Source organism: Pedobacter sp. (genome assembly GCF_965249885.1).
Taxonomy (GTDB): Bacteria; Bacteroidota; Bacteroidia; order Sphingobacteriales; family Sphingobacteriaceae; genus Pedobacter.
This window is the reverse complement of the sequence record NZ_OZ252254.1, coordinates 604328-625915: the sequence shown is the minus strand read 5'-3', so window position 1 is coordinate 625915 and position 21588 is coordinate 604328. Positions and strand designations below refer to the sequence as shown.

The window sequence follows — 21588 nt, the reverse complement described above, 5'->3', positions numbered from 1 at the left end:
ATTTTTTGAATGCCTGATTTTATTGAAGTAAATGGCAGTGATTTATACTACTTAATTCTTCCTGCTGCGCTGCGCTTGTGTAAAACATAGTCAAAGTCGTGCTGCGCACTTTTCCTTTGACACATGTACTCCGTTCGCAGGCGGTGAGCACACCTAGCAACGGAGTTGGAGGATTATTCTTAATCGCCTACTTCAATTGGAACACAAGAAACATCAACTTCTTTAAGTTTTGTGCAATCAAAATTATTTATATTGCATATAATAAAAGCTCTATATGAAAAAGACGTTGCGTAAACCAGAAAATTGGCAAGATTTTGAAACACTTTGTAAAAAGCTTTGGGGTGAAATTTTTTGTATACCAAATAATATTAAGAAAAACGGTCGCCTAGGACAAATGCAGAACGGAGTTGATGTTTATGGAATTCCTAAAGGTGAAAATAGTTATTGGGGGATTCAAGCTAAAGGAAAGGATGATTACTCAGATGCACGGCTGAAGAATTCGGAGATTATCATAGAAATAGAAAAAGCTAAGAAGTTCCAACCTACAATTAGCGTCTATATCATCGCATCAACAGCAAATAAAGATGTGGAAATTGAAGAGTTTGTTAGATTAAAAGATATTGAAAACCGAGCTAGTGGTTCATTTGAAATATTATTGTATTGTTGGGAAGATATTGTAGATTTAATTGAAGAGAATCCAAATACCTATAACTGGTATCTAAACGATATCAATCATAGGAGCAAATTTGATTTCAGCTTGTGGTTTAATGATTTTGAAGAAAAACTAACTTTAACTCCCATTTTCGAAAGGAATATCACTAGGTATATTTCAACAGATAAACCTGAAATGGAGATTCTTCGTCAAAATTTAGCTAATACAAGTTTAGTAAAATCGTACGACTTGAATTTATTCCAATTATACCGTTCAAATGAAGTAAATAAATCTTGGTGTAAATTTAAGATTATTATGGACAACACTGGTTCCGCAGTTTTAGAAGATTGGAAGTTAATATTGAAATTCACAAAAGGCGTTGAAAGACTTGACAGTGGAACTATCTTTTTTAAGAGAATATCTCTTACAAATCACATTGACGATGAAAGTAAAACAATAACGTATCGCCCAATAGGCGATAGACCTCTTATACAAAAAGATAATAGGAGTTTTGAAATTTCATTACTTCCTAGCACGGATTGTGAAAAAATTGTTGTCGAATGGGAATTGCTAGCTAGAGACTACAATAAAACAGATGTTTTTGAAATTGGTATTGTTCCGGAATTTATAGAAAGTATTAGTTATGAAGAAATAAGCGTTGAAGATGAATTGCCAGAAGAGAAGATTTCAATAACTTATAACGTGGTTGCGAAAACAAATTAGATGCTGCTCTATAATAGCTCTATAGAGGATGTAATTGAGTATTTTAGGTTACAATTTTGATTCTATTACTTTCGATTTTGATAGGTCTTGTTGTAAAGGCATATTAAGGATAACTATCAACAAGACGTATAAAGCAATATATATATATTAATACACTCCTCAAATTTAACCTTTCTCCCCAACACGCTTAAAGGAACTACGGCATAAACGCTCACGTGGCATTTCCGCAAAGGCTATTTATTCCGTTCCTCCTTTGCTTAGTTGTCGAGAAAGGCTGCTACTGTTCCATAATTAATTAAAATAACATGGAGCAAACAGAATTCTTTAACGTTGCCGAAGTGCAACTAAGCTACAAACCACATTTTAAAGCGCAAGAGCGCCCTCAAATCAACAGTGCTAGGCAAGCGTATCAAATATTGCTTGATAGTTGGGATAAGAGCTTGGTTAACTATTTAGAACAAGCGAAGATGATATTATTGAACCGAAACAATAGAGTTTTAGGTTTGGTTGATTTATCTACAGGAGGTGGAGCATCAACAGTAATGGATACTAGGGTTGTTTTTGCAATTGCTCTAAAAGCCACGGCTAGCAGCATTATATTAGCCCATAATCATCCAAGTGGTAATCTGAGACCTTCTAGCCAAGATATAACAGTAAGTGAAAAGCTAGTAAAAGCTGCCAAGATATTAGAGATAGATATTCACGATCATTTGATTATAAGCGAGAATGAATACTTTAGTATGGCGGAAGAGGGATATATTTGAAGTTGGATTATTCCAACAAATTCCAGCAAAACGATAATAAATAGATTAATAAACACGGAAGCATTGAAGGAACACAATTTTAGCTAGAAATAGTAGAAAGTACCTCTAGAGCTATTCTAACAGTATGTAAATGCCCATAAAAAAGAAAAGAGACAATCCATCCAGACTTGTCTCTCTTTCTAACCAAATATAAACCTGTATGAACGGGTGTATCTTAATTCCTTTGAAGGAGTATTATCAATATTTAATTGCTGGCCTAAACCAACACTACAAATGTAGGCATAATTTCGATTAGTGTAAAAAGTACACTAAGAAAATTTAATTTTGCGGCTTGTTATGACATATCTATGACTAAAATGCCGTTTTTAACGTTAAAAAAGCATATATCAATGTTAAAATAACATAGTTGTGCTTTTTATCCGTTGTTTAATGTTTTCTAAACGCAAATTGTAGAAGTACATTATTTCATCACCTCAGATTTAACTTTCCTTAACAATCATCGCCGGGCTTACATAGCTAAACTTTAGTAACGGGCATAAAAAAAGCAGCACTTTTAGCGTGCTGCCTTATGATTTGGTTTGGATATTTGTGCTTAAATAAATTTGCCTACTTCTTGAGCTAGATCAATGATTTTATTTGAATAACCCCACTCGTTATCGTACCATGAAACTACTTTAACAAAGTTATCATTCAATGAAATGCCAGCTTTAGCATCAAAAATTGAAGTGCGAGCATCACCTAAGAAATCTGTAGAAACTACTTCATCCTCAGTGTAACCTAAAATACCTTTCAATTCGCCTTCAGAAGCTTCTCTCATAGCCGCTTTGATATCCTCGTAAGAAGCAGATTTCTCTAAACGTACAGTTAAATCAACTACAGATACATCGGCAGTTGGTACGCGGAACGACATACCTGTCAATTTACCTTTCAACGATGGCAATACCAAGCCTACAGCTTTAGCCGCACCAGTTGACGAAGGGATGATGTTTTGGTAAGCACCACGTCCGCCTCTCCAATCTTTAGCAGATGGGCCGTCAACAGTTTTCTGCGTAGCAGTTACTGCGTGTACGGTAGTCATTAGCCCTTCTAAAATGCCATATTTATCGTGCAATACTTTAGCAATTGGTGCTAAACAGTTGGTAGTACAAGAAGCATTAGAAACGATATTTTGATCAGCTGTTAATTCTTTGTGGTTAACACCCATTACAAAAGTTGGGGTATCATCCTTAGCCGGTGCCGACATGATTACTTTTTTAGCACCTGCATCGATATGTTTTTGTGCCGTGTCCTGAGTTAAAAATAAACCAGTTGATTCAATTACAACTTCAGCACCAACAGCATCCCATTTCAAGTTAGCTGGATCTTTTTCTGCCGTTACACGGATCGTTTTACCATTAACTACCAAGTTACCATCTTTAACTTCAACAGTACCGTCAAATCTTCCGTGGGTCGAATCATATTTTAACATGTAAGCCATATAATCTGGCTCTACAAGATCGTTAATGCCAACAATTTCAATATCGTTGCGTTTTACTGCGGCTCTAAAGGCTAGGCGGCCAATACGGCCAAATCCATTAATTCCTATTTTCATCTCTTTTTATTTATTATTATTTGTAATCTATATTTTTAATTGTCATCATGAGCCTCAAAAGCTCGGTTTTAATCGCTATGCCGATGAAGCTATCTTTTCAAACAGTTTCATCCGTTTATCTAATTGGTGTAATAGTTTAATATATTATGTATAGGTTCTTTCGTAACCGACATAACCTTAATTTGACGTCTTTGGGCTACTTCCCGTAATTGATCCTGAAAGCTACCAGCTACTGAACCCACAAAGTGGATATCTTCGTCTGGGTGTTTTTCAAGTGTAGGAATAATGTAGGTATCAAAGTATCGCTCAAAACCTTGTTCAACCAATTGCTGTATAAATTTATGCTGGTTGTTTTCCAAATAAAAGTCCAAGAAAGATGCCAAATAGGTCTGCACTTGTGGCTTTCGGTAAATTCTTTCCAATATAGTTGGACGGTCCAAATTGTACTGCGCTTCCATTTTCAACTTCAGCTCTGCCGGAATCTTGTCTTCTAAAAAGTTTTTCAACAGCATTTTGCCGAAATAATTGGCCGAACCTTCATCTGCTAGGATATAGCCAAGACCATAATTATTTTTTTCGGGCTTTTTACCATTAAAATAAGCACAGTTGGCACCGCTACCTAAAATACCAACAATACCAGTTTTGTCATGACAGGCAGCAATGGCCGCACCGTATAAATCGTCCTTCACTTTAATTTTGCTATTTACAAAAAAGCGAGAAAGGGTATCTGCAAGCTCTTGCTGTTTGTCTTTAGCTGATGCACCTGCCGCAAATACATAAATCTTCCTAATATTCTCGGCATTATGTATCAGCGTGATATTTTTTCCAAGGGTTTGTAGCGTTTGCTTAGGATCGTTAAAACAAGGGTTAATGCCGGCCGTATGTGTCTCTACAATTACGCTGCCCTCTCCGGAAATTTTCCAGCAAGCATTTTTTGAACCGCTATATACTACTGCAATCATCCGCTTTAAATTGATAAAACATGAGTCATTTCCAATAAGTCATCCTCTAGCTTGTAATTGCTAAGGCCACTTAAAGCTTCGGCTAGCGTGGTAAGGCCAATTTCGTTACCTTTTAAACCTACCATTTTCATGGTTTCTCCAGCAATAAGTGCATTGGTAGCTGCAAAGCCCAATCTGCTTCCTAATATTCTATCAAAACCACTAGGACTCCCGCCGCGTTGCAAATGGCCCAAAACCGTCACTTTTGTGTCGTAGTGGGTGAATTTACGTTTTACCGCTTTGGCAATATCATAAGCGCCGCCATACTTGTTCCCTTCAGATACGATTACGATGCTTGATGATTTTTTGGTAGATGCTCCTGATTTTAATTTTACAATCAATTCTTTCAAGGAAGTTTCACGCTCTGGCAACAATACAGCTTCGGCGCCACTAGCAATGGCACTACGTAAGGCAATACAACCTGAATCACGTCCCATTACCTCGATAAAGAACAGCCTGTCGTGCGAATCGGCAGTGTCCCTAATTTTATCAATTGCTTCAATTACCGTATTAATGGCCGTATCGTAGCCCAAAGTAAAGTCTGATCCGTACAAATCATTATCAATGGTACCAGGTACGCCAATTACTTTAACGCCAAATTTTTCGCCGAATCTTTTCGCTCCGGTAAAGGTGCCATCGCCTCCAATTACTACTAATCCATCAATGCCTTTTTCTTGAAGATTTTTAAAAGCAATTTCCATTCCGGCTTCTTCCTTAAATTCTAAACATCTAGCGGTTTTAAGGATGGTTCCGCCCATATGTAAAATGTTGCTTACAGAGCGGGCGTCCATTGGAATGATGTTGTTGTTGATTAAACCTTGGTAGCCTTGTACGGCCCCAAACATGTTTCTTCCGTGGTAAATTCCTGTGCGTACAACTGCTCTGATGCAGGCGTTCATGCCCGGGGCATCGCCTCCAGAGGTGAGTACGGCTATGTTCTTAATATTTGGTTTCATTCTGATTATACGAATATAAGGTGTATTTTTTACACTAAGTAATTTTTTTTCAAAAATTTTATGAATTAACGAAATAAGTGTCTTTATTTTGTTCCAGATTTCGAACATTTAAACAGCTTAGTTTTGACAGCAGTGACCCCAGGTTTTGATTTCGCAGTTTCTATAGATTGCGTACTTTTTGGTTTTGACGGTGCAGAACTAAAAATTTTATTGATTGAGAGGAACGAGGAGCCATTTAAAGATTGGTGGGCCTTGCCAGGAAACCTCGTTAATCACGAAGAAAGTGTGGATCAATCTGCCCAGCGTATCTTGAAGGAACTTACCGGTTTAAGTGACATTTACATGGAACAATACTATGCGTTTGGCGAGGTAAATCGACATCCGCAGGGTAGGGTAATTTCTGTGGCCTATTATGCAATGTTACGCCTGGGTGGCGATAAACCGTTAAAACCGCTAAGTAATTATGCAAAAAAAGCGCAATGGGTTAACGTAGCCAACTTGCCTAAATTAGCGTTCGACCATCAACATATTTTGAACAAAGGTTTGGAGAAAATCAAGCGCCGTATCAAGCATTTGCCTCTGGCTTTTGAATTGCTTCCAGAAAAATTTACGCTAACTCAGGTGCAAAGTGTTTACGAGCTTATTCTGGGGAAAAAATTAGATAAACGTAACTTCCGCAAAAAGATATTGAGTTTTAAAGTTTTAAAAGAATTAGAAGAAAAACAACGTGGTGTTTCTTTTAGGGCCGCTACTTTGTATAAATTCGATAAACGCAAATACAATAAACTTTTCGGCAAGGAAATCTCTTTTTAGCGTGGGTTTCAAACGCATTAAATATTGAAAAAATCATTGGGCTGGGGTATTCCCGGCCTGTTTTTTTGAAAAGCAAGCGTAGTGGTTCTTGTTTCCCGATAGTCCCGCTATCCGCTTTACTTGCCTCATGCTTCGGCGGCGTGTTCGCTTTTATCGGGTTTAGTTGGCAAAGCCTGCTTAAGTTCGCCATGTTAACCGCTCTCATTCACTGCTGTATCATTTGCTGTAATTCTGCCACTCTACTACTCGCTGTCATTTCGCCATTCTACCACTTGCTGTCACTCCGCCGCTATACTCACTTGTTGTCATTCCGACGTTAGGAGGAATCTGTCTTGTTTTCTATAATTAGATCCTGAAACGAGTTCAGGATGACGGGTAGGGACGTTACTGCTTATAGCTGCGCTGTGGATGACAGTTAAGGAGCGTATTTCCCTAAGCTTCCCTCAATACCTTATACGACTCGCTGTCATTCCGACGCTAGGAGGAATCTGTCTTGTTTTATATAATTAGATCCTGAAACGAGTTCAGGATAACGGGTAGGTACGTTACTGCTAATAGCTGCGCTGTGGATGACAGGGATAGTGCATATTACCTTAAACTTCCCTAAGTACGCTACACTATCTGCCGTCTTTCCGCGGCTATGCCCACTCGCTGTCATTCCGACGTTAGGAGGAATCTCTCATCTAACTAAACCTACGAAACGAAAAAAGCCTCAAGTTTACCTTGAGGCTTGCGTTAACTTCTTAATTTGAAGTAAATTATTTTTTGCTTAAGTGGTAGTCAACCAGGTCATCTATTGGAGAACGGATAATTTTTCCAACGCCCATTTCGTACTTATCGGCAACTACGCTTAATCTATCTCTGAAACTGTAACCAACTGAACCAACCACGTTTAACAAGTGTTTTTTGTAGTTAGGGTAGTGCGTAACCAATTTCTCGAAGAAAGCAGTAAATGCAGTATCAACCACGTCTTCGGTATATTCTTGGTACACGGTTTTAAAATCGTAAAGAAACTTGCTGAAGCTAGCGCAAAAACGGTTAGGGAGCGGTTTGTTGTAAATATTATCGAAGATATCTTCGTTGCTTAACCCGTAAATATTGAAGAAACTTTCGCTCAATCCTTTAGGCATAAAACCTTTCATGTAATCAGCTAACAAGCGTTTGCCGATGTAGCTACCACTTCCTTCGTCTCCTAAAAAATAACCAAGAGAATCAATGTTCAGTGTAATTTCATTTCCATCATAAAGGCAAGTGTTGGTTCCTGTTCCTAAAATAGCGGCAAACCCTGGTTCGTCGCCCAATAAGGCACGGCAAGAAGCTAGCAAATCGTGATCTACATCAATCTTTGCATTTACGAAAACCTTCTGCATTGCATCCGAAACGATTTTCTTGTTCGCATCCGTAGAGCAACCGGCGCCATAATAATAAACCTCATCAACTTTCGAGGCGTCAAGGTTATCAGGCAAGGTTGTTCTTAGAGAATTTTCAATGTAGTCTTGCTTTGCAAAATAAGGATTATAGCCTTCGGTATTAAAATGGATTTTCCTGCCAGCTTCATTGATCAAACACCAGTTGGTTTTAGTAGATCCACCGTCTGCAATAAGTATCATTTTTTGGTTTGTTAAGTTGTGTAATTTGTAAAAAAGTTTAGCAATATATCAGCCTTTATTGGAAATAAAAAATTAATATTAAGTTTTTTATGTGTTAATGTTAAGGGCTTTCAAACGTTTGATTACGTATTATTAGAGCGGCTTTTTAATAAAGTGTAATTTTTACACTATTTGAGGGCGTTTTTTGAGATTTCCACATTTTTGAAAACGGCTAAAAAACGGTGGAAAAAAAAATAACCGAAGCTGTGTAATTTTTTCATTAATTAATTTTTTTGGTAGCGAAATATGAGATATTTGGTGAGAGATTTTGATGACGGGGATAATTGTTTTAATGTGATGATTGGATCATGTGATGATGGAATGATAGGAGGCAGTGAACTAATGAACTAATGAGCCATTGAACCAATGAACAACTGAACCAATGAACTAATAAACCATTGAACTAACAACATGAAAATAGATTTTAGAAGTGATACTGTAACTAAACCAACTCCGGGTATGCTGGCCGCAATGATGAGCGCAAAAGTTGGCGATGATGTTTATGGCGAAGATGAAACCGTGAATGAACTGGAAAACAAATTGGCATCAATGTTTCACATGGAGGCAGGTTTGTTTTGTCCGTCGGGTACCATGACTAACCAAATTGCCATTAAATGCTCCACGCAGCCTATGGATGAGGTGATTTGTGATCAGACTGCACATGTTTATCGCTACGAGGGCGGGGGAATTGCATATAATTCCATGGCTTCAGTAAGGCTGCTGCATGGCGAACGCGGAATTTTAACGCCTGAATTAGTAGAACCTGAAATTAACGAAGAGAATATACACTATCCTAAAAGTAGTTTGGTAGTGCTGGAAAATACCGTAAATAAGGGCGGCGGAAAATGTTACACGTTAGACCAAATTGCGGCAATACATCATCTTTGTGCTATTAAAGGAATTAAGCTGCATTTAGATGGAGCTCGGCTATTTAATGCATTGGTCGCTACGGGCGACAAGGCTTCGGATTATGGACAGTATTTTGATGGCATATCCATTTGTTTATCTAAAGGTTTAGGTGCGCCGGTGGGTTCGGTGCTGTTAGGTTCTGCAGAAATGATTAAACAGGCTAAAAGAGTAAGAAAAGTACTTGGCGGAGGTATGCGTCAGGCGGGTTTTTTAGCAGCAGCTGGAATTTATGCCCTAGATCATCATGTGGAGCGTTTGGCAGAGGATCATCATCATGCCAAAACATTAGCGGCAGCACTAATAGATACGAATTACGTAGAAAGTGTGATGCCAGTAGAAACCAATATTGTACTTTTTGATGTTGTTAAAGGTTTTAAAGCAGACGAAGTAGTGCATGCTTTGGGCAAGAAGGGGATACTATGCAATACCACATCTAATAAGACGATACGATTGGTAACACATTTAGATATTTCCGCTGCAATGATTGATCAGACAATTGAAGTCATCAGTAAATTAGCGATTTAAAGTTACTTAATCTAAACCAGCATATTTTTCTACTAAGACGATTTTTTTCTAGACAAAAGTAGGAGGTAAAGTAATGTTATCAGAGTTTGCGCTTGGCTAGAGTAATTGTTCTGTTAGTGGAGCGTTGGCTTACTTTATCTGTCTGTGCTTTACTTTCAACTTTATCAGTGTTCAAACTTCTTTTTAATTTTTGTTACGATAGAATCGTCGTCTATACCTTCAATAGAACTCAATTCCAATTCTAATGCTTTAGTACTCAATTGAATTTCCAATAAAGAAATCAGTAAAGAGATCATAAAGAAGGATAAGCTTAGTGCAAAAAATACTTCTGCGGTTACCGCATTTTCGAGGTAGATAAAGAGCATGCAAAACAAACAGCAAGCAAAACTCAGTACGCCAAAAGCCTGCATATTTTTAATTAGTTTCAACCGGTAGCGCAAATTTTTGATTTGTTTGTGCAACGCTGCGTTTTTGTCGGTTTCCTCGTATTTAGATTTAAGACTCCTAACCAAACTAGCTAAAGCCAAAAAACGATTAGTGTAAGCCAACATAATCAAGCTGATGGCGGGAAAAAATAGCGCAGGTACATTTAAGCTAAGTTGCATCGGTGGTACGTTAGTTTTTTTGGTGTTGGAAAGTCGATCCTAAAATTCCGTTACAAGTTAGTAAAATAAATAAACAATGAACTAATGATCAATGAACCAATGACCAATGACCAATGAACCAATGACCAATGAACCAATAATCAATGAACCAATAATCAATTAAACAATATCCAATAAACAATCCCAATATTCAGCAATGAACTATTGAACCAATGACCAATAAACCAAACAACCAACAAATTTGCAGTTTTTCAATAAATTCATCATCTTGTGCGGCGCAACCAAAAGGTGTAAAAATATTACGGTATGGATAAAATATTAGTTGCTAATAGGGGTGAAATCGCTTTGCGTATTATGCGCTCTGCAAAGGAAATGGGCATTAAAACGGTGGCTGTTTTTTCGGAGGCAGACAGGAATGCGCTTCATGTGCGTTATGCGGACGAGGCCATTTGCATCGGTCCTGCTCCTTCTAACCAATCGTACTTAGTAGGCAGTAAAATTATTGATGCTTGTAAACTTACGGGAGCGCAAGCCATACATCCGGGTTACGGCTTTTTATCAGAAAATCCAGCTTTTGCGCAACAAGTGAAAGATGCTGGATTAACGCTTATCGGTCCAACGCCAGAGGCAATGGAGATTATGGGCAATAAGCTGTCGGCAAAGGCGGCTGCTTTGAAATACAATATTCCCATGGTACCAGGTACCGAGGAAGCTATTACCGATATTGAAGAAGCGAAGCAAAGGGCAATTGAAGTAGGATTTCCGATTTTAATTAAGGCGGCTGCTGGCGGAGGCGGTAAGGGGATGCGCATTGTAGAAAAAGCTGACGATTTTGAAGAGCAAATGCACTTGGCAGTTAGCGAAGCTACTTCCGCATTTGGTGATGGAGCGGTTTTTATTGAGCGTTACGTTACCTCGCCTCGACATATTGAAATTCAGGTTTTAGGTGATACACATGGAAATATCGTACACCTTTTTGAGCGTGAATGTTCAGTTCAGCGTCGCCACCAAAAAGTGGTAGAAGAGGCGCCGTCATCTGTGCTTACACCAGAAATTAGAGAAAAGATAGGTAAGTGTGCCGTAGATGTAGCAAGGTCGGTGAGCTATGTTGGCGCTGGTACAGTAGAGTTCATTTTAGACGAAAACTTGGATTTCTTCTTTTTGGAGATGAACACCCGCTTGCAAGTGGAGCATCCAGTTACCGAAATGATTACTGGTTTAGACTTAGTGAAGGAACAAATTAAGATTGCTAGGGGAGAAGCACTCAGTTTCAAGCAAGAAGATTTAAAAATCAGCGGCCATGCCATGGAATTACGCGTTTATGCTGAAGATCCATTAAATAATTTCCTTCCAGATATAGGAACGCTGCAAACCTATCAAACGCCAAAAGGATATGGTGTGAGGGTTGATGATGGTTTTGAGCAGGGAATGGAAATCCCGATCTACTATGATCCGATGATTGCCAAACTCATCACCTTTGGTAAAGACCGTACGGAGGCCATTGAGCGAATGATTAGAGCAATTGACGAATATGACATTACGGGAATACAAACTACCTTAGGCTTTGGTAAATTTGTAATGCAACATCCAGCCTTTGTTTCTGGCAAGTTTGATACACATTTTGTAGGCAAGTACTTCACTGCCGATAGTCTCAAAAATGAGAATGAACAGGAGGCAATGATTGCAGCTTTGTCGGCAGTTTTATTGTTACAAAAGCAGCAAAATAGTACGCAAGCTTCGGTCACGGAAACAACGAAAAAAAGTAGCTGGATGCAAAATAGAAAAACGTATTAAGGTAGATTCAAATTTTAATTTACCTGTTAACTTAAATGTATGTTTACCGGAATTATAGAAACTTTAGGCACTGTACAAGAAATTAGGGAAGAGGGTGATAACATCCATTTTACTATCCAATCCAACTTTAGTAACCAATTAAAAATTGATCAAAGTGTGGCGCATAACGGCGTTTGCTTAACCGTGGTTGCTTTAAGTGAAAACTCTCACACGGTTACGGCTATTGATGAGACCTTAAAAAAAACTAACCTTGGAAATTTAAAGCAAGGCTCGAAGGTAAATTTGGAGCGTTGTATGCAAATGAATGCTCGCCTCGACGGTCACATTGTGCAAGGTCACGTTGATCAAACTGCCACTTGTATTTTAGTGAATGAATTGGATGGCAGCTGGGAGTACAGATTTAAGTATGATGCTTCAAAGGGTAACGTAACTGTAGAAAAGGGATCTATTTGCGTAAATGGCATCAGTTTAACGGTAGTAAATTCTGCTGCGGACGAGTTCTCTGTTTTCATCATTCCATATACGTATGAGCACACTAATTTGCATCAGGTAAAAGCGGGAGATACGGTTAACTTGGAATTCGATATTATTGGGAAGTATGTGGCTCGCCTAATGGGTAAAAATTAACTTGTCGGCTTTTAAAAATTTTAACTTGACTGATGTTTAGCAGAGAAGAGGCGGCACGTTTAAGGCAACAGTTTTGGATTAGCTTTGGGCAATACATGAAACCAATATTAGGTGCCGAAGGCTTGCCGGTAAATTGGATCAACTACAAAACCGGAATCAAACATCTGTTCTTCCGCATGGATGCCGAACAAAAGTTTGCCAGCATAGCGATTGAGTTTGCGCATCCGGACGAAGGAATACGAGCTTTGTTTTTTGAGCAGTTTCAAGAGTTTAAACTCATGTTCGAAAATGCACTACAAAATGAAGTGTGGAATTGGCAGCTCAACGGTACAAACAGTTTCGATAAACAGGTGGTGCGTATTGAATGTACTTTGCCCAAAGTAAGTGTGTTCAATCAACAACATTGGCCGGATATCATTGCTTTCTTAAAGCCGCGTATCATTGCGCTTGATGAATTTTGGACAGACGTGAAACCTGTATTCGAAGATCTTTTAAATTGACGTGAGTTAGGAATAAGAGAATTATGCCATTTGCTAGCGATAGCGCTTCAGGATCTCCGTTCAGCTAATTTTCGGTCTCTTATTTTTCGGGCTGCGCCAATAAGCCAAAGCACCTTCTTTCAAAGAAAAATAAGCAACCGAGAGTTTTTGTTACTTTTTGCGGTCAAAAAGTAAGAGCCCAGCGGCGGCGAGCTAAAACAAATACGTTTAATGCAAGTTTTTCAAAAAATGTAAAAATACTTAATCCGAACTGACGTTAAATTAAATTTCACTTTTTCTTCGTTAACTCGTCCAATCGGCTTTTTACATAATCAATACTCGGCTGATCGTCCTTATCTAAATCTTTCCTCTTTAAATAAAGTTGATAGTTGGTGATCGCATTTTTTTGCTGTTTCAATTTCAAATCGTAAAGTAGCGCCAAGCGATAGTAGCTATTTTTGTTAAGCTCATAGCTTAAAGCCTTTTTGAAAGCAGCTATAGCAGGATTAAATTGGTTGTTCTGTTCATAAATACTCCCCAATAAGTTGTAGTACGCTGAAGTGTTACGTGAAATTCCCTCTGTAATGGTCAGCTTTGCGTATTTGGCAGCTAAATCATAAGCGGCTAATTCACGGTAGCATAAAGCGCTAAAGTATAACGTTGACTCATTTTGCATGTCCATTGCTTCAATCTCTTTGTAAAATGCAATCGCTTTTTTATAGTTTTTAAGATAGAAATAGGCTTTTGCAACATCCACCATCACTTTTGGATTTTTGTCATTCGATAATAACTTTTCGCCTATGGCGGTAACCTCGCTATACTTTTTCAATGAATTGGCGATAGGGAGCAGGGTCTGTTGCAGAACGAAATTTGCAGTATCAGCAGCTATTGCCGTTTTGAGTACCACATACGCAGGAGCGAAAACTTCCAGCTTTCGGTAAGAAAGCGCTAAATCGTATGCTACATCTGCTTCAGTTGGATTAATGGTATTCGCTTTTTTTAAATATTTGATTTTAAGGTTTAAACTATCAGCATAATCGGCTAATCTTTTATAAGCGTTGAAGTTATTAGTGTCGATTTTAATAATGTCATTTAAGTAGTTAATGGCATTTTTATTATTTCCACGTCTCGAGTTGATGTTGGCCAAATTGAAGAGTACGGGTAGCTGGTTAGGAGAAAGCTCATTAATTTTGAGGTAGTTTTTCTCTGCATCAACCAATTTACCAGCCATCATATTGCAGTATGCGATTTGTTGCAGTGCTTTTATATCTGAGGTTTCGGCAGGGTAGATGCTGCTTAAATAGCTTGCGGCTTCGGCATAACGTTGGCTTTGGTAAAGTTCCAATAATTTTTCTTTATCAATGTTTTGTTGAGCGAAGCTAAGCGCATAAACAAAGCATAGGAGCGTTAAAATCAAATATTTATTCATTCAACTAAATTATTAGTTGTTTTGCTTTAATCCAAATTTTAGCCTATAAATCAGTAAAAAATCAAACAAAACATGTTTTAAGTGGTTTTTTATAGAGTTTATCATTAAAAGAAAATTTATGGAAACATTAAAAAAGTTTGAGTTAATGGAGAAAATTGTGAGAGAATTGGAAGACTTACAAAACTCACAACAAGCCGTTATCCAAAAAATGGGAAAAATTGAAGTTGATAATATAGAACTTGGTGATAAAAAATTAGAGCAGGATTTGCCTGATATGCACCAAAGAGTGGCAGATAACCTAGATTCAATCAAAAGCATCCTGGATTATTTTGCAAGTAAAACAGAAACGTTTGGTAGCAAAAACAATGTTGATGAATTGAAGGAACGCCAAGCGATCAACGAAGCCGTTGGTAAATAGCGGCAATTGAAAATATAGGCTGTTTTGCTAAACAGAAAGGCACAGGTACTGGATGCTTTTTAAGTATGGACGTATTTTGGAGTCGAGTTCCGTATAGCAAAATGGCCTTTTTTTATGCTTTGGTTGGTAATGTGATGCAGAAAGTACTTCCAACCCCTTCTTCACTGTCTACCGTAATATCGCCGCCATTACGTTGCATAAAATCTTTACAAATCATCAAACCTAAGCCTGTTCCTTTTTCATTTCTTGTCCCTCTTGAGCTAAAGTTTTCTTCAGTAAAAAGCTTTTTCTGAAGTTCGTTGGATATTCCAACCCCATTGTCTTTGATGCAAACTTTTAGCATTCCGTTATTTTGATAGGATGCAGTGATCAAAATCTCGCAGCCCTCGTGGCAAAATTTTATGGCATTATTGATGATATTCCTAACTACAATTTGAAACATCAGCACATCTGCATAAGCAATCTCATTCGGAAATACATCATGAATAATGTTAATGTTTTTTAAGTTGGCAGATGGCAGATGATAGTTTATTTCGTTGAGAATAATATTGCGTACATTGAAAAATTCCTTATTAATCCCAAAACCTTTTAGTTGACTACGCGACCAATGCAAAATGTTTTCCAACAAGTCTGTAGTGTAAACAATGTCTTTGCTCAGGGTAGGAGCAATCTTTTTAAATTCATCATCCTTTAACTCATTATAGGCCACCATTTTGAGTACTTCCGATAGATTTACCATTGGTCCACGCAAATCGTGAGCAATAATTGAGAAAATCCGATCCTTTAGCTGATTTACCTTTGCAAGTTCCAAAGCTTGTTCTTTTGCAAGTATAGCATCTTTTTTGGCGGTGGTAAGGTCTTGAAGTTTGATGATTGTAATTACATCATTAATGTTGTTTTTATCCAGTACTAAAAGTTCAGCTTCAAAATATTTTACTTCCCCGTTAATGGTAGATTGGATTTCGGCTCTTCCAACAAAGCCATTTTCGATGTGTTCAATTAGGCTTGGATGTTCACGTAACACCTCTTTTGCCGTATGTCCAATCATTTTTTCGGTTGTTGGAAAAGTGGTGTAATTGTAAAGCGAAACATTATAGTCGATGATGCGTTGTTTTTCGTCGACAATCAAAAAACCGTCATCCATCAATTCCAATACCTTTTCCCTGGCTATTGGAACAATATCGAACAGCTTAAATCGGTAAGTGCCTAAAAACACCAAAAAGTTGGTGAAAATGAAACTATAAGGAGTGATATCCAGATGGTGTATTGGTCGTATTCCAATTAAGTATAGGATATTACCAACCCAGGGGATCAACGCTGCAATTAAGATGCTGTAGTTTTGTTTTCTGTAAATGGAATCTGAATGTTTGAACTTAATTAAGATCAAATAGCAGCCACAAGCCAACAAAATATAAAAGTAAACAGTAAAAATGCGATACCAAACACCAGGGGTAATATCCACCATTGGGAACGGACCATTTAAGGCTAGCTTCACATCCTGATAGTGTAGATGATGAAAAGAGTTAGTCCAAACCATCACCAAGGTAGCCGCTGAGGGTAGCAGTAAAAAAGTAATATTTAGCGGCTTTTTATACCAGCATCCCTTGTCGCAAAAGCTTAAGCAAAATAAAAACCAGTTAATGGGCAAAGTGGCAATTCCAATATATTCAAAGTTGATGAGAAATAGCATGTCCTTCAAATTGGAACTGGAAAGCTCTAAGCCATAAGTGATTGACCAAATGGCGCTTGAGCCCATCATTAAACCAAACCAACGTACTGCACTAGTCCCCCTGCGATAAACATACACCGCCATAATGGCCATTAAAGCGCCAAAAAACAACAGAACTAGTCCGTAGGCGTTAAAGTTTAGGTTCATAGCGTTAAAAGAATATATATTCTTGTAAGTTGTAAATGTAGTTATTTTCTTTTTGGTAAAAGAAGTAAAATCACCTGTGTCCAAACCGGAAAAAGTTCATGCCATATGTTGATAAATTCGTGACTAAAGCCGACTAGTTTTTAGTTAATTTTGATATCCTTTATTATCTCAGCTATGTACTTAATTTTTGATACAGAAACCACTGGTTTGCCACGTAATTTTAATGCCCCAATTACCGATACGGATAACTGGCCACGTTGCGTGCAAATTGCTTGGCAATTGCATGATGAGATGGGAAATTTAGTTGAGCATCGAGATTATTTGGTTAAGCCAGAAGGCTTTAATATTCCTTATGATGCCGAGCGTATTCACGGTATTTCTACTGAGTTAGCAACAGAGCAAGGCATATCATTAGCCGAGGTGTTACAACAGTTCAACGAGGTTTTAGCAAAGGCAAAATTTGTGGTTGGGCAAAATATCGGCTTCGATATCAACATTATGGGGTGTGAACTCTATCGTTTTGGTGTCGAAAATAACTTGGCCCAAATGCCTGTGCTGGATACTTGTACTGAGGTAACTGCCGACCTGCTTAAAATCCCGGGAGGTAGGGGAGGAAAATTTAAGTTGCCAACCTTAACCGAACTACATCAATATTTATTTGGTGTGCCTTTTGGTGAGGCCCACAACGCTACTGCCGATGTGGAAGCAACTACCCGTTGCTTTTTAGAACTCATCAAGCAACAGGTTTTTACCAAAGAAGAGCTGCAAGTTGATACGGATTATTTCCTGAAATTTAAGGAAGCGAATCCATTTCCAATTAAGCCAGTAGGTTTACAGCATATTAACCTCAAAGCTGCCTCAGATGAGATAAGGAAGAAAAAAGGAACTGATACTGGCGGAGTTTCTAAACAAACTCTTGCTGATAATAAAGCTTTACTGGCCGACGCTACTTTTGTACATCTACACAACCATACGCAATTTTCGGTGCTTCAAAGTACCATCGGAGTGAAGGATTTGGTAAAGGCGGCAGCAACACATCAAATGCCTGCAGTGGCCTTAACCGATCACGGTAATATGATGGGCGCTTTCCATTTTGTGAACGCAGTTTTAGGTCACAATAAAGAGGCTGAAGCGAAAAATGCCGCGGCTATTGAAAAAGGAGAGGCTCCTACGGCAACTGTAATTAAACCAATTGTAGGTGTGGAGTTTTTTGTTTGCGAAAATCACACCGATAAAACAAGAAAAGATGATGGCTACCAAGTTGTTTTTTTGGCGAAGAACAAACAAGGTTACCACAACTTGGCAAAAATGTCATCTATTGCTTATACCAAAGGCTTTTATTATGTGCCTAGGATTGATAAGCAAGTTGTTGAACAATATAAAGATAACCTGATTGTGCTTACCGGTAACCTTTACGGTGAGGTGCCAAGCAAGGTATTAAACATGGGCGAGCGCCAGGCGGAAGAGGCCTTACTTTGGTGGAAAGAACAATTTGGTGAAGATCTTTACATTGAATTGATGCGCCACGGTCAGGAAAATGAAGACCGTGTAAATGAAGTGCTCATAAAAATGGCTGCTCAGCATGGCGTAAAGGTTGTAGCAACTAACAATACGTACTACGTCAACAAAAAGGATGCCCATGCTCACGATATTTTACTTTGTGTAAAAGATGCCGAAAAGTTAGCTACCCCAATTGGAAGAGGCCGTGGATTTAGGTACGGGATGCCTAATCACGAGTACTATTTCAAATCAGGTGAGGAGATGAAAACGCTTTTTGCGGATTTACCTGATGCCATTACAAATATCCAAGAGGTAATTGATAAGATTGAAAGCTATAAGTTGGCGAGGGAAGTATTGTTGCCGAAATTTGATATTCCTGAAGAGTTTTTGGTAGCAGAGGATGATGTGGACGGTGGTAAACGTGGTGAAAATAAGTATTTACGTCATTTAACTTATGTTGGTGCGCAAAAACGCTATGGCGAGTTAACTTCTGATATCACCGACCGACTTGATTTTGAGTTGGCTACCATTGAAAAAACCGGTTACCCAGGTTACTTTTTGATCGTACAAGATTTCATCGCGGAAGCTAGAAATAGAGATGTATCCGTTGGACCAGGTCGTGGTTCGGCAGCTGGTTCAGCAGTGGCCTATTGTTTGGGTATTACCAATATCGATCCTATTAAATACGACCTCCTTTTTGAGCGTTTCCTAAATCCAGATCGTGTATCCATGCCGGATATTGATATCGACTTTGATGATGAGGGCCGTGGTAGGGTAATGGATTATGTGATCAACAAATATGGCTCTAGTCAAGTAGCGCAGATTATTACCTATGGTACCATGGCCGCCAAATCATCTATACGTGATACGGCAAGGGTGCTTGATTTGCCTTTGTTTGAGGCCGATAAAGTGGCGAAGCTAGTGCCCAATATGAAGCTTTCTAAAATATTCAATTTAGAAGATAAAGCTCTAAAGGATGCACTGCGTGGTGATGAATATGAAAATGTAAATCAGTTAAAGGCTTTAGCTTCTGGTAAAGATTTGGCTGCTGAAACGCTTCAACAAGCCATCGTGTTGGAAGGATCGGTGCGTAACACGGGTATCCACGCCTGTGGAGTAATTATCACGCCAGATGATATTACCAATTTTGTGCCGGTAGCCACAGCCAAAGACAGTGATTTGTATGTTACCCAGTTTGATAACTCGGTAGTAGAGAGTGCTGGTTTGCTGAAAATGGACTTTTTAGGGTTAAAAACATTAACGCTAATTAAGGATACCGTTAAGCTGGTTAAAAAGCGTCATGACATTGATTTGGATCCAGATAATTTTCCAATTGATGACGTAAAAACTTATGAGCTATTCCAACGCGGTGAAACGGTAGGTATTTTCCAGTACGAGAGTCCGGGTATGCAGAAGTACATGAAGGAACTAAAGCCTACCGTATTTGGTGACTTAATTGCCATGAATGCACTTTACCGTCCGGGACCAATGGAGTATATTCCAAGCTTTGTTAAGCGTAAGCACGGTATTGAGCCTATTACTTATGACTTAGATGCTTGTGAAGAATACCTGAAGGAAACTTACGGTATCACGGTTTACCAAGAGCAGGTGATGCTTTTGTCCCAAAAATTGGCTGGTTTTACCAAAGGTGAAGCCGACGTACTGCGTAAAGCCATGGGTAAAAAGCAAAAGGACGTACTGGATAAAATGAAACCCAAGTTCGTTGCACAGGCTGCTGAAAAAGGTCATGCTCCAGCTACATTAGAAAAAATTTGGAAGGACTGGGAAGCGTTTGCGTCTTACGCTTTTAACAAATCTCACTCTACCTGCTATGCTTGGATTGCCTACCAAACGGCGTATTTAAAAGCGCATTATCCTGCCGAATATATGGCTGCGGTACTTTCCAACAACATGAGTGATATCAAGCAGGTGGCTTTTTTCATGGAAGAATGTAGACAAATGGGAGTGCCAGTATTGGGCCCTGATGTAAATGAATCGGAAATGAAGTTCTCGGTAAATGCCAAAGGCGAAGTACGTTTTGGTTTGTCTGCAGTAAAAGGGGTGGGCGATAAAGCGGTAGAAAGTATCATCGAAGAGCGTACGGCTAACGGTCCTTATACCTCAATTTTTGAGTTTGCCAAACGTTCTAATACGCGTATCGTTAACAAAAAGGCTTATGAAAGTTTTGTGTACAGTGGCGCTTTTGATGCTTTTGGCTATAACAGGGCGCAGTACTTTTTCATCGGACCAAACGATAAGCTCAACGGAATAGAGAAGTTGATCAAGTATGCTAACGATTTTCAAAACAATCAGAATTCGTCACAATCATCTTTGTTTGGCGGTTCAAAAGCTGATTTAATTTTAGAACCTTCTTTTGCCATGACGCCTGAATGGGGATTAATTGACAAGTTGAAATACGAAAAAGATGCCATTGGTATTTTTCTATCTGGGCACCCGCTAGATGATTATCGCTTTGAATTGGAGCGTTACTGCGCTAATAAGGTTAGGCACTTGAGTATCATCAACAAAGTGCGTATGGGCGATAGCAATGAGGAAGTTTTGGCAGAGTTTGAAACGCTAAAAAATAGGGAGTTGGTTGTAGGTGGTTTGGTGGCAATAGCTTCGCAACGCATTACAAAAACTGGCAAGCCATTCGGAACGTTTGTATTTGAAGATTACGATGATAGCTGTGAAATTGCGCTGTTTGGTGATGATTTCTTGAAGTTTAAACAGTTTTTAACGGAAGGGTACTTCTTGCAAATTCGTGGTAAATTGGGCTTGCGCTTTGGAAAAGAAGGCGATTGGGAGTTTAAAATTACCAGTATCGATTTACTTTCTGGATTGAGAGATAAATTAACGAAATCGCTTACTTTATTATTCCCGATAGAGGTGTTGAACGATAGCTTTATGCAACAAATACAGGCTATTTTGGATGAGAATAAGGAAAGTGCAGAAACACAAAACTGTAAGCTTAATTTCGAAGTTTATGATGTAGAAAAAGGTTTGAAATTGGAAATGCCTTCAAAAAATCAACGGATTAATCCCAATAATCAGTTTTTAAATGAAATTAAGAACTTAAATTTTGTGGACTATAGGTTGAATTAGGAACTAGGAGTTAGGAGCTAGGAGTTAGGAAATAGTAGCTAGGAATTAGTGATTAGTGTTAAGGCGTAAGTAGTTAGGGCATTCAACCAATGAACTAATGAACCAATGAACCAATGAACAGTTAAGCCAATGAACAAAACAATGTCAAAATGACATTACACTTTTGATGGCA

At 38.5% G+C, this 21588-nt stretch carries 16 protein-coding genes; 9 read left to right on the top strand and 7 right to left on the bottom strand.

The window, feature by feature from the left end; genetic code table 11:
• Positions 1-274 precede the first annotated feature (274 nt).
• Together ACY2A0_RS02695 and ACY2A0_RS02690 are read left to right on the top strand one after the other, a co-directional pair.
• The gene (locus tag ACY2A0_RS02695) at positions 275-1375 is read left to right on the top strand and encodes a hypothetical protein (protein ID WP_461788068.1); all 1101 of its coding nucleotides are present in this window, start codon (positions 275-277) and stop codon (positions 1373-1375) included.
• Between the two features lie 305 nt (positions 1376-1680).
• Positions 1681-2139, top strand: a complete 459-nt coding sequence (locus ACY2A0_RS02690) for a JAB domain-containing protein (protein WP_461788067.1) — start codon at positions 1681-1683, stop codon at positions 2137-2139.
• 592 nt (positions 2140-2731) lie between these two features.
• Here ACY2A0_RS02690 and gap read toward each other — a convergent pair.
• The 3 genes from gap to pfkA all read right to left on the bottom strand — a co-directional run bounded on the left by gap (position 2732) and on the right by pfkA (position 5687).
• On the bottom strand, positions 2732-3730 hold the full coding sequence (gap, locus tag ACY2A0_RS02685; protein WP_461788066.1) for a type I glyceraldehyde-3-phosphate dehydrogenase: 999 nt from the start codon (positions 3728-3730) through the stop codon (positions 2732-2734).
• A 119-nt stretch (positions 3731-3849) separates the two neighbouring features.
• Complete coding sequence (locus tag ACY2A0_RS02680) at positions 3850-4692, bottom strand: hypothetical protein (RefSeq protein WP_461788065.1); 843 nt, start codon at positions 4690-4692, stop codon at positions 3850-3852.
• Positions 4693-4697: 5 nt separating this feature from the next.
• The gene (pfkA, locus tag ACY2A0_RS02675; RefSeq protein WP_461788064.1) at positions 4698-5687 is read right to left on the bottom strand and encodes a 6-phosphofructokinase; all 990 of its coding nucleotides are present in this window, start codon (positions 5685-5687) and stop codon (positions 4698-4700) included.
• 123 nt (positions 5688-5810) lie between these two features.
• On the opposite strand from pfkA, the gene ACY2A0_RS02670 reads away from it, so the two are divergent.
• Positions 5811-6500, top strand: coding sequence for an NUDIX hydrolase (locus tag ACY2A0_RS02670; RefSeq protein WP_461788063.1), 690 nt, complete (start codon positions 5811-5813; stop codon positions 6498-6500).
• Between the two features lie 758 nt (positions 6501-7258).
• Here ACY2A0_RS02670 and ACY2A0_RS02665 read toward each other — a convergent pair.
• A complete protein-coding gene (locus ACY2A0_RS02665; RefSeq protein WP_461788062.1) occupies positions 7259-8110 on the bottom strand; it encodes a BadF/BadG/BcrA/BcrD ATPase family protein in 852 nt (283 codons plus the stop codon).
• A gap of 450 nt (positions 8111-8560) precedes the next feature.
• Between ACY2A0_RS02665 and ACY2A0_RS02660 the strand changes: the two genes are divergently transcribed.
• Positions 8561-9583, top strand: a complete 1023-nt coding sequence (locus ACY2A0_RS02660; RefSeq protein WP_461788061.1) for a threonine aldolase family protein — start codon at positions 8561-8563, stop codon at positions 9581-9583.
• A 164-nt stretch (positions 9584-9747) separates the two neighbouring features.
• Here ACY2A0_RS02660 and ACY2A0_RS02655 read toward each other — a convergent pair whose 3' ends face one another.
• The gene (locus ACY2A0_RS02655) at positions 9748-10188 is read right to left on the bottom strand and encodes a DUF2721 domain-containing protein (protein ID WP_461788060.1); all 441 of its coding nucleotides are present in this window, start codon (positions 10186-10188) and stop codon (positions 9748-9750) included.
• 306 nt (positions 10189-10494) lie between these two features.
• Between ACY2A0_RS02655 and accC the strand changes: the two genes are divergently transcribed.
• The 3 genes from accC to ACY2A0_RS02640 are packed head-to-tail and all read left to right on the top strand — an operon-like array spanning position 10495 to position 13109.
• Positions 10495-11982, top strand: coding sequence for an acetyl-CoA carboxylase biotin carboxylase subunit (accC, locus tag ACY2A0_RS02650; protein ID WP_461788059.1), 1488 nt, complete (start codon positions 10495-10497; stop codon positions 11980-11982).
• Between the two features lie 39 nt (positions 11983-12021).
• Positions 12022-12609, top strand: coding sequence for a riboflavin synthase (locus ACY2A0_RS02645; RefSeq protein ID WP_461788058.1), 588 nt, complete (start codon positions 12022-12024; stop codon positions 12607-12609).
• Between the two features lie 32 nt (positions 12610-12641).
• Complete coding sequence (locus ACY2A0_RS02640) at positions 12642-13109, top strand: DUF4268 domain-containing protein (protein WP_461788057.1); 468 nt, start codon at positions 12642-12644, stop codon at positions 13107-13109.
• 268 nt (positions 13110-13377) lie between these two features.
• On the opposite strand, the gene ACY2A0_RS02635 is transcribed toward ACY2A0_RS02640, so the two are convergent.
• Positions 13378-14517, bottom strand: coding sequence for a tetratricopeptide repeat protein (locus ACY2A0_RS02635; RefSeq protein ID WP_461788056.1), 1140 nt, complete (start codon positions 14515-14517; stop codon positions 13378-13380).
• Between the two features lie 118 nt (positions 14518-14635).
• Here ACY2A0_RS02635 and ACY2A0_RS02630 point away from each other — a divergent pair, with 118 nt between their 5' ends.
• On the top strand, positions 14636-14935 hold the full coding sequence (locus ACY2A0_RS02630; protein WP_461788055.1) for a hypothetical protein: 300 nt from the start codon (positions 14636-14638) through the stop codon (positions 14933-14935).
• Between the two features lie 112 nt (positions 14936-15047).
• Here the strand turns inward: ACY2A0_RS02630 and ACY2A0_RS02625 are convergent, their stop codons facing one another.
• A complete protein-coding gene (locus ACY2A0_RS02625) occupies positions 15048-16811 on the bottom strand; it encodes a sensor histidine kinase (protein ID WP_461791234.1) in 1764 nt (587 codons plus the stop codon).
• Between the two features lie 174 nt (positions 16812-16985).
• Between ACY2A0_RS02625 and dnaE the strand changes: the two genes are divergently transcribed.
• Positions 16986-21416 carry a DNA polymerase III subunit alpha gene (gene dnaE / locus ACY2A0_RS02620; RefSeq protein ID WP_461788053.1) on the top strand — a complete coding sequence of 1477 codons (4431 nt, stop codon included), beginning with the start codon at positions 16986-16988 and terminating at the stop codon, positions 21414-21416.
• The last annotated feature ends 172 nt before the right edge of the window (positions 21417-21588 follow it).

Coding starts and splice junctions, on each gene's coding strand:
- ACY2A0_RS02695 (WP_461788068.1), top strand. CDS start 275: ATGAAAAAGACGTTGCGTAAACCAGAAAATTGGCAAGATTTTGAAACA.
- ACY2A0_RS02690 (WP_461788067.1), top strand. CDS start 1,681: ATGGAGCAAACAGAATTCTTTAACGTTGCCGAAGTGCAACTAAGCTAC.
- gap (WP_461788066.1), bottom strand. CDS start 3,730: ATGAAAATAGGAATTAATGGATTTGGCCGTATTGGCCGCCTAGCCTTT.
- ACY2A0_RS02680 (WP_461788065.1), bottom strand. CDS start 4,692: ATGATTGCAGTAGTATATAGCGGTTCAAAAAATGCTTGCTGGAAAATT.
- pfkA (WP_461788064.1), bottom strand. CDS start 5,687: ATGAAACCAAATATTAAGAACATAGCCGTACTCACCTCTGGAGGCGAT.
- ACY2A0_RS02665 (WP_461788062.1), bottom strand. CDS start 8,110: ATGATACTTATTGCAGACGGTGGATCTACTAAAACCAACTGGTGTTTG.
- ACY2A0_RS02660 (WP_461788061.1), top strand. CDS start 8,561: ATGAAAATAGATTTTAGAAGTGATACTGTAACTAAACCAACTCCGGGT.
- ACY2A0_RS02655 (WP_461788060.1), bottom strand. CDS start 10,188: ATGCAACTTAGCTTAAATGTACCTGCGCTATTTTTTCCCGCCATCAGC.
- accC (WP_461788059.1), top strand. CDS start 10,495: ATGGATAAAATATTAGTTGCTAATAGGGGTGAAATCGCTTTGCGTATT.
- ACY2A0_RS02645 (WP_461788058.1), top strand. CDS start 12,022: ATGTTTACCGGAATTATAGAAACTTTAGGCACTGTACAAGAAATTAGG.
- ACY2A0_RS02640 (WP_461788057.1), top strand. CDS start 12,642: ATGTTTAGCAGAGAAGAGGCGGCACGTTTAAGGCAACAGTTTTGGATT.
- ACY2A0_RS02635 (WP_461788056.1), bottom strand. CDS start 14,517: ATGAATAAATATTTGATTTTAACGCTCCTATGCTTTGTTTATGCGCTT.
- ACY2A0_RS02630 (WP_461788055.1), top strand. CDS start 14,636: ATGGAAACATTAAAAAAGTTTGAGTTAATGGAGAAAATTGTGAGAGAA.
- ACY2A0_RS02625 (WP_461791234.1), bottom strand. CDS start 16,811: ATGAACCTAAACTTTAACGCCTACGGACTAGTTCTGTTGTTTTTTGGC.
- dnaE (WP_461788053.1), top strand. CDS start 16,986: ATGTACTTAATTTTTGATACAGAAACCACTGGTTTGCCACGTAATTTT.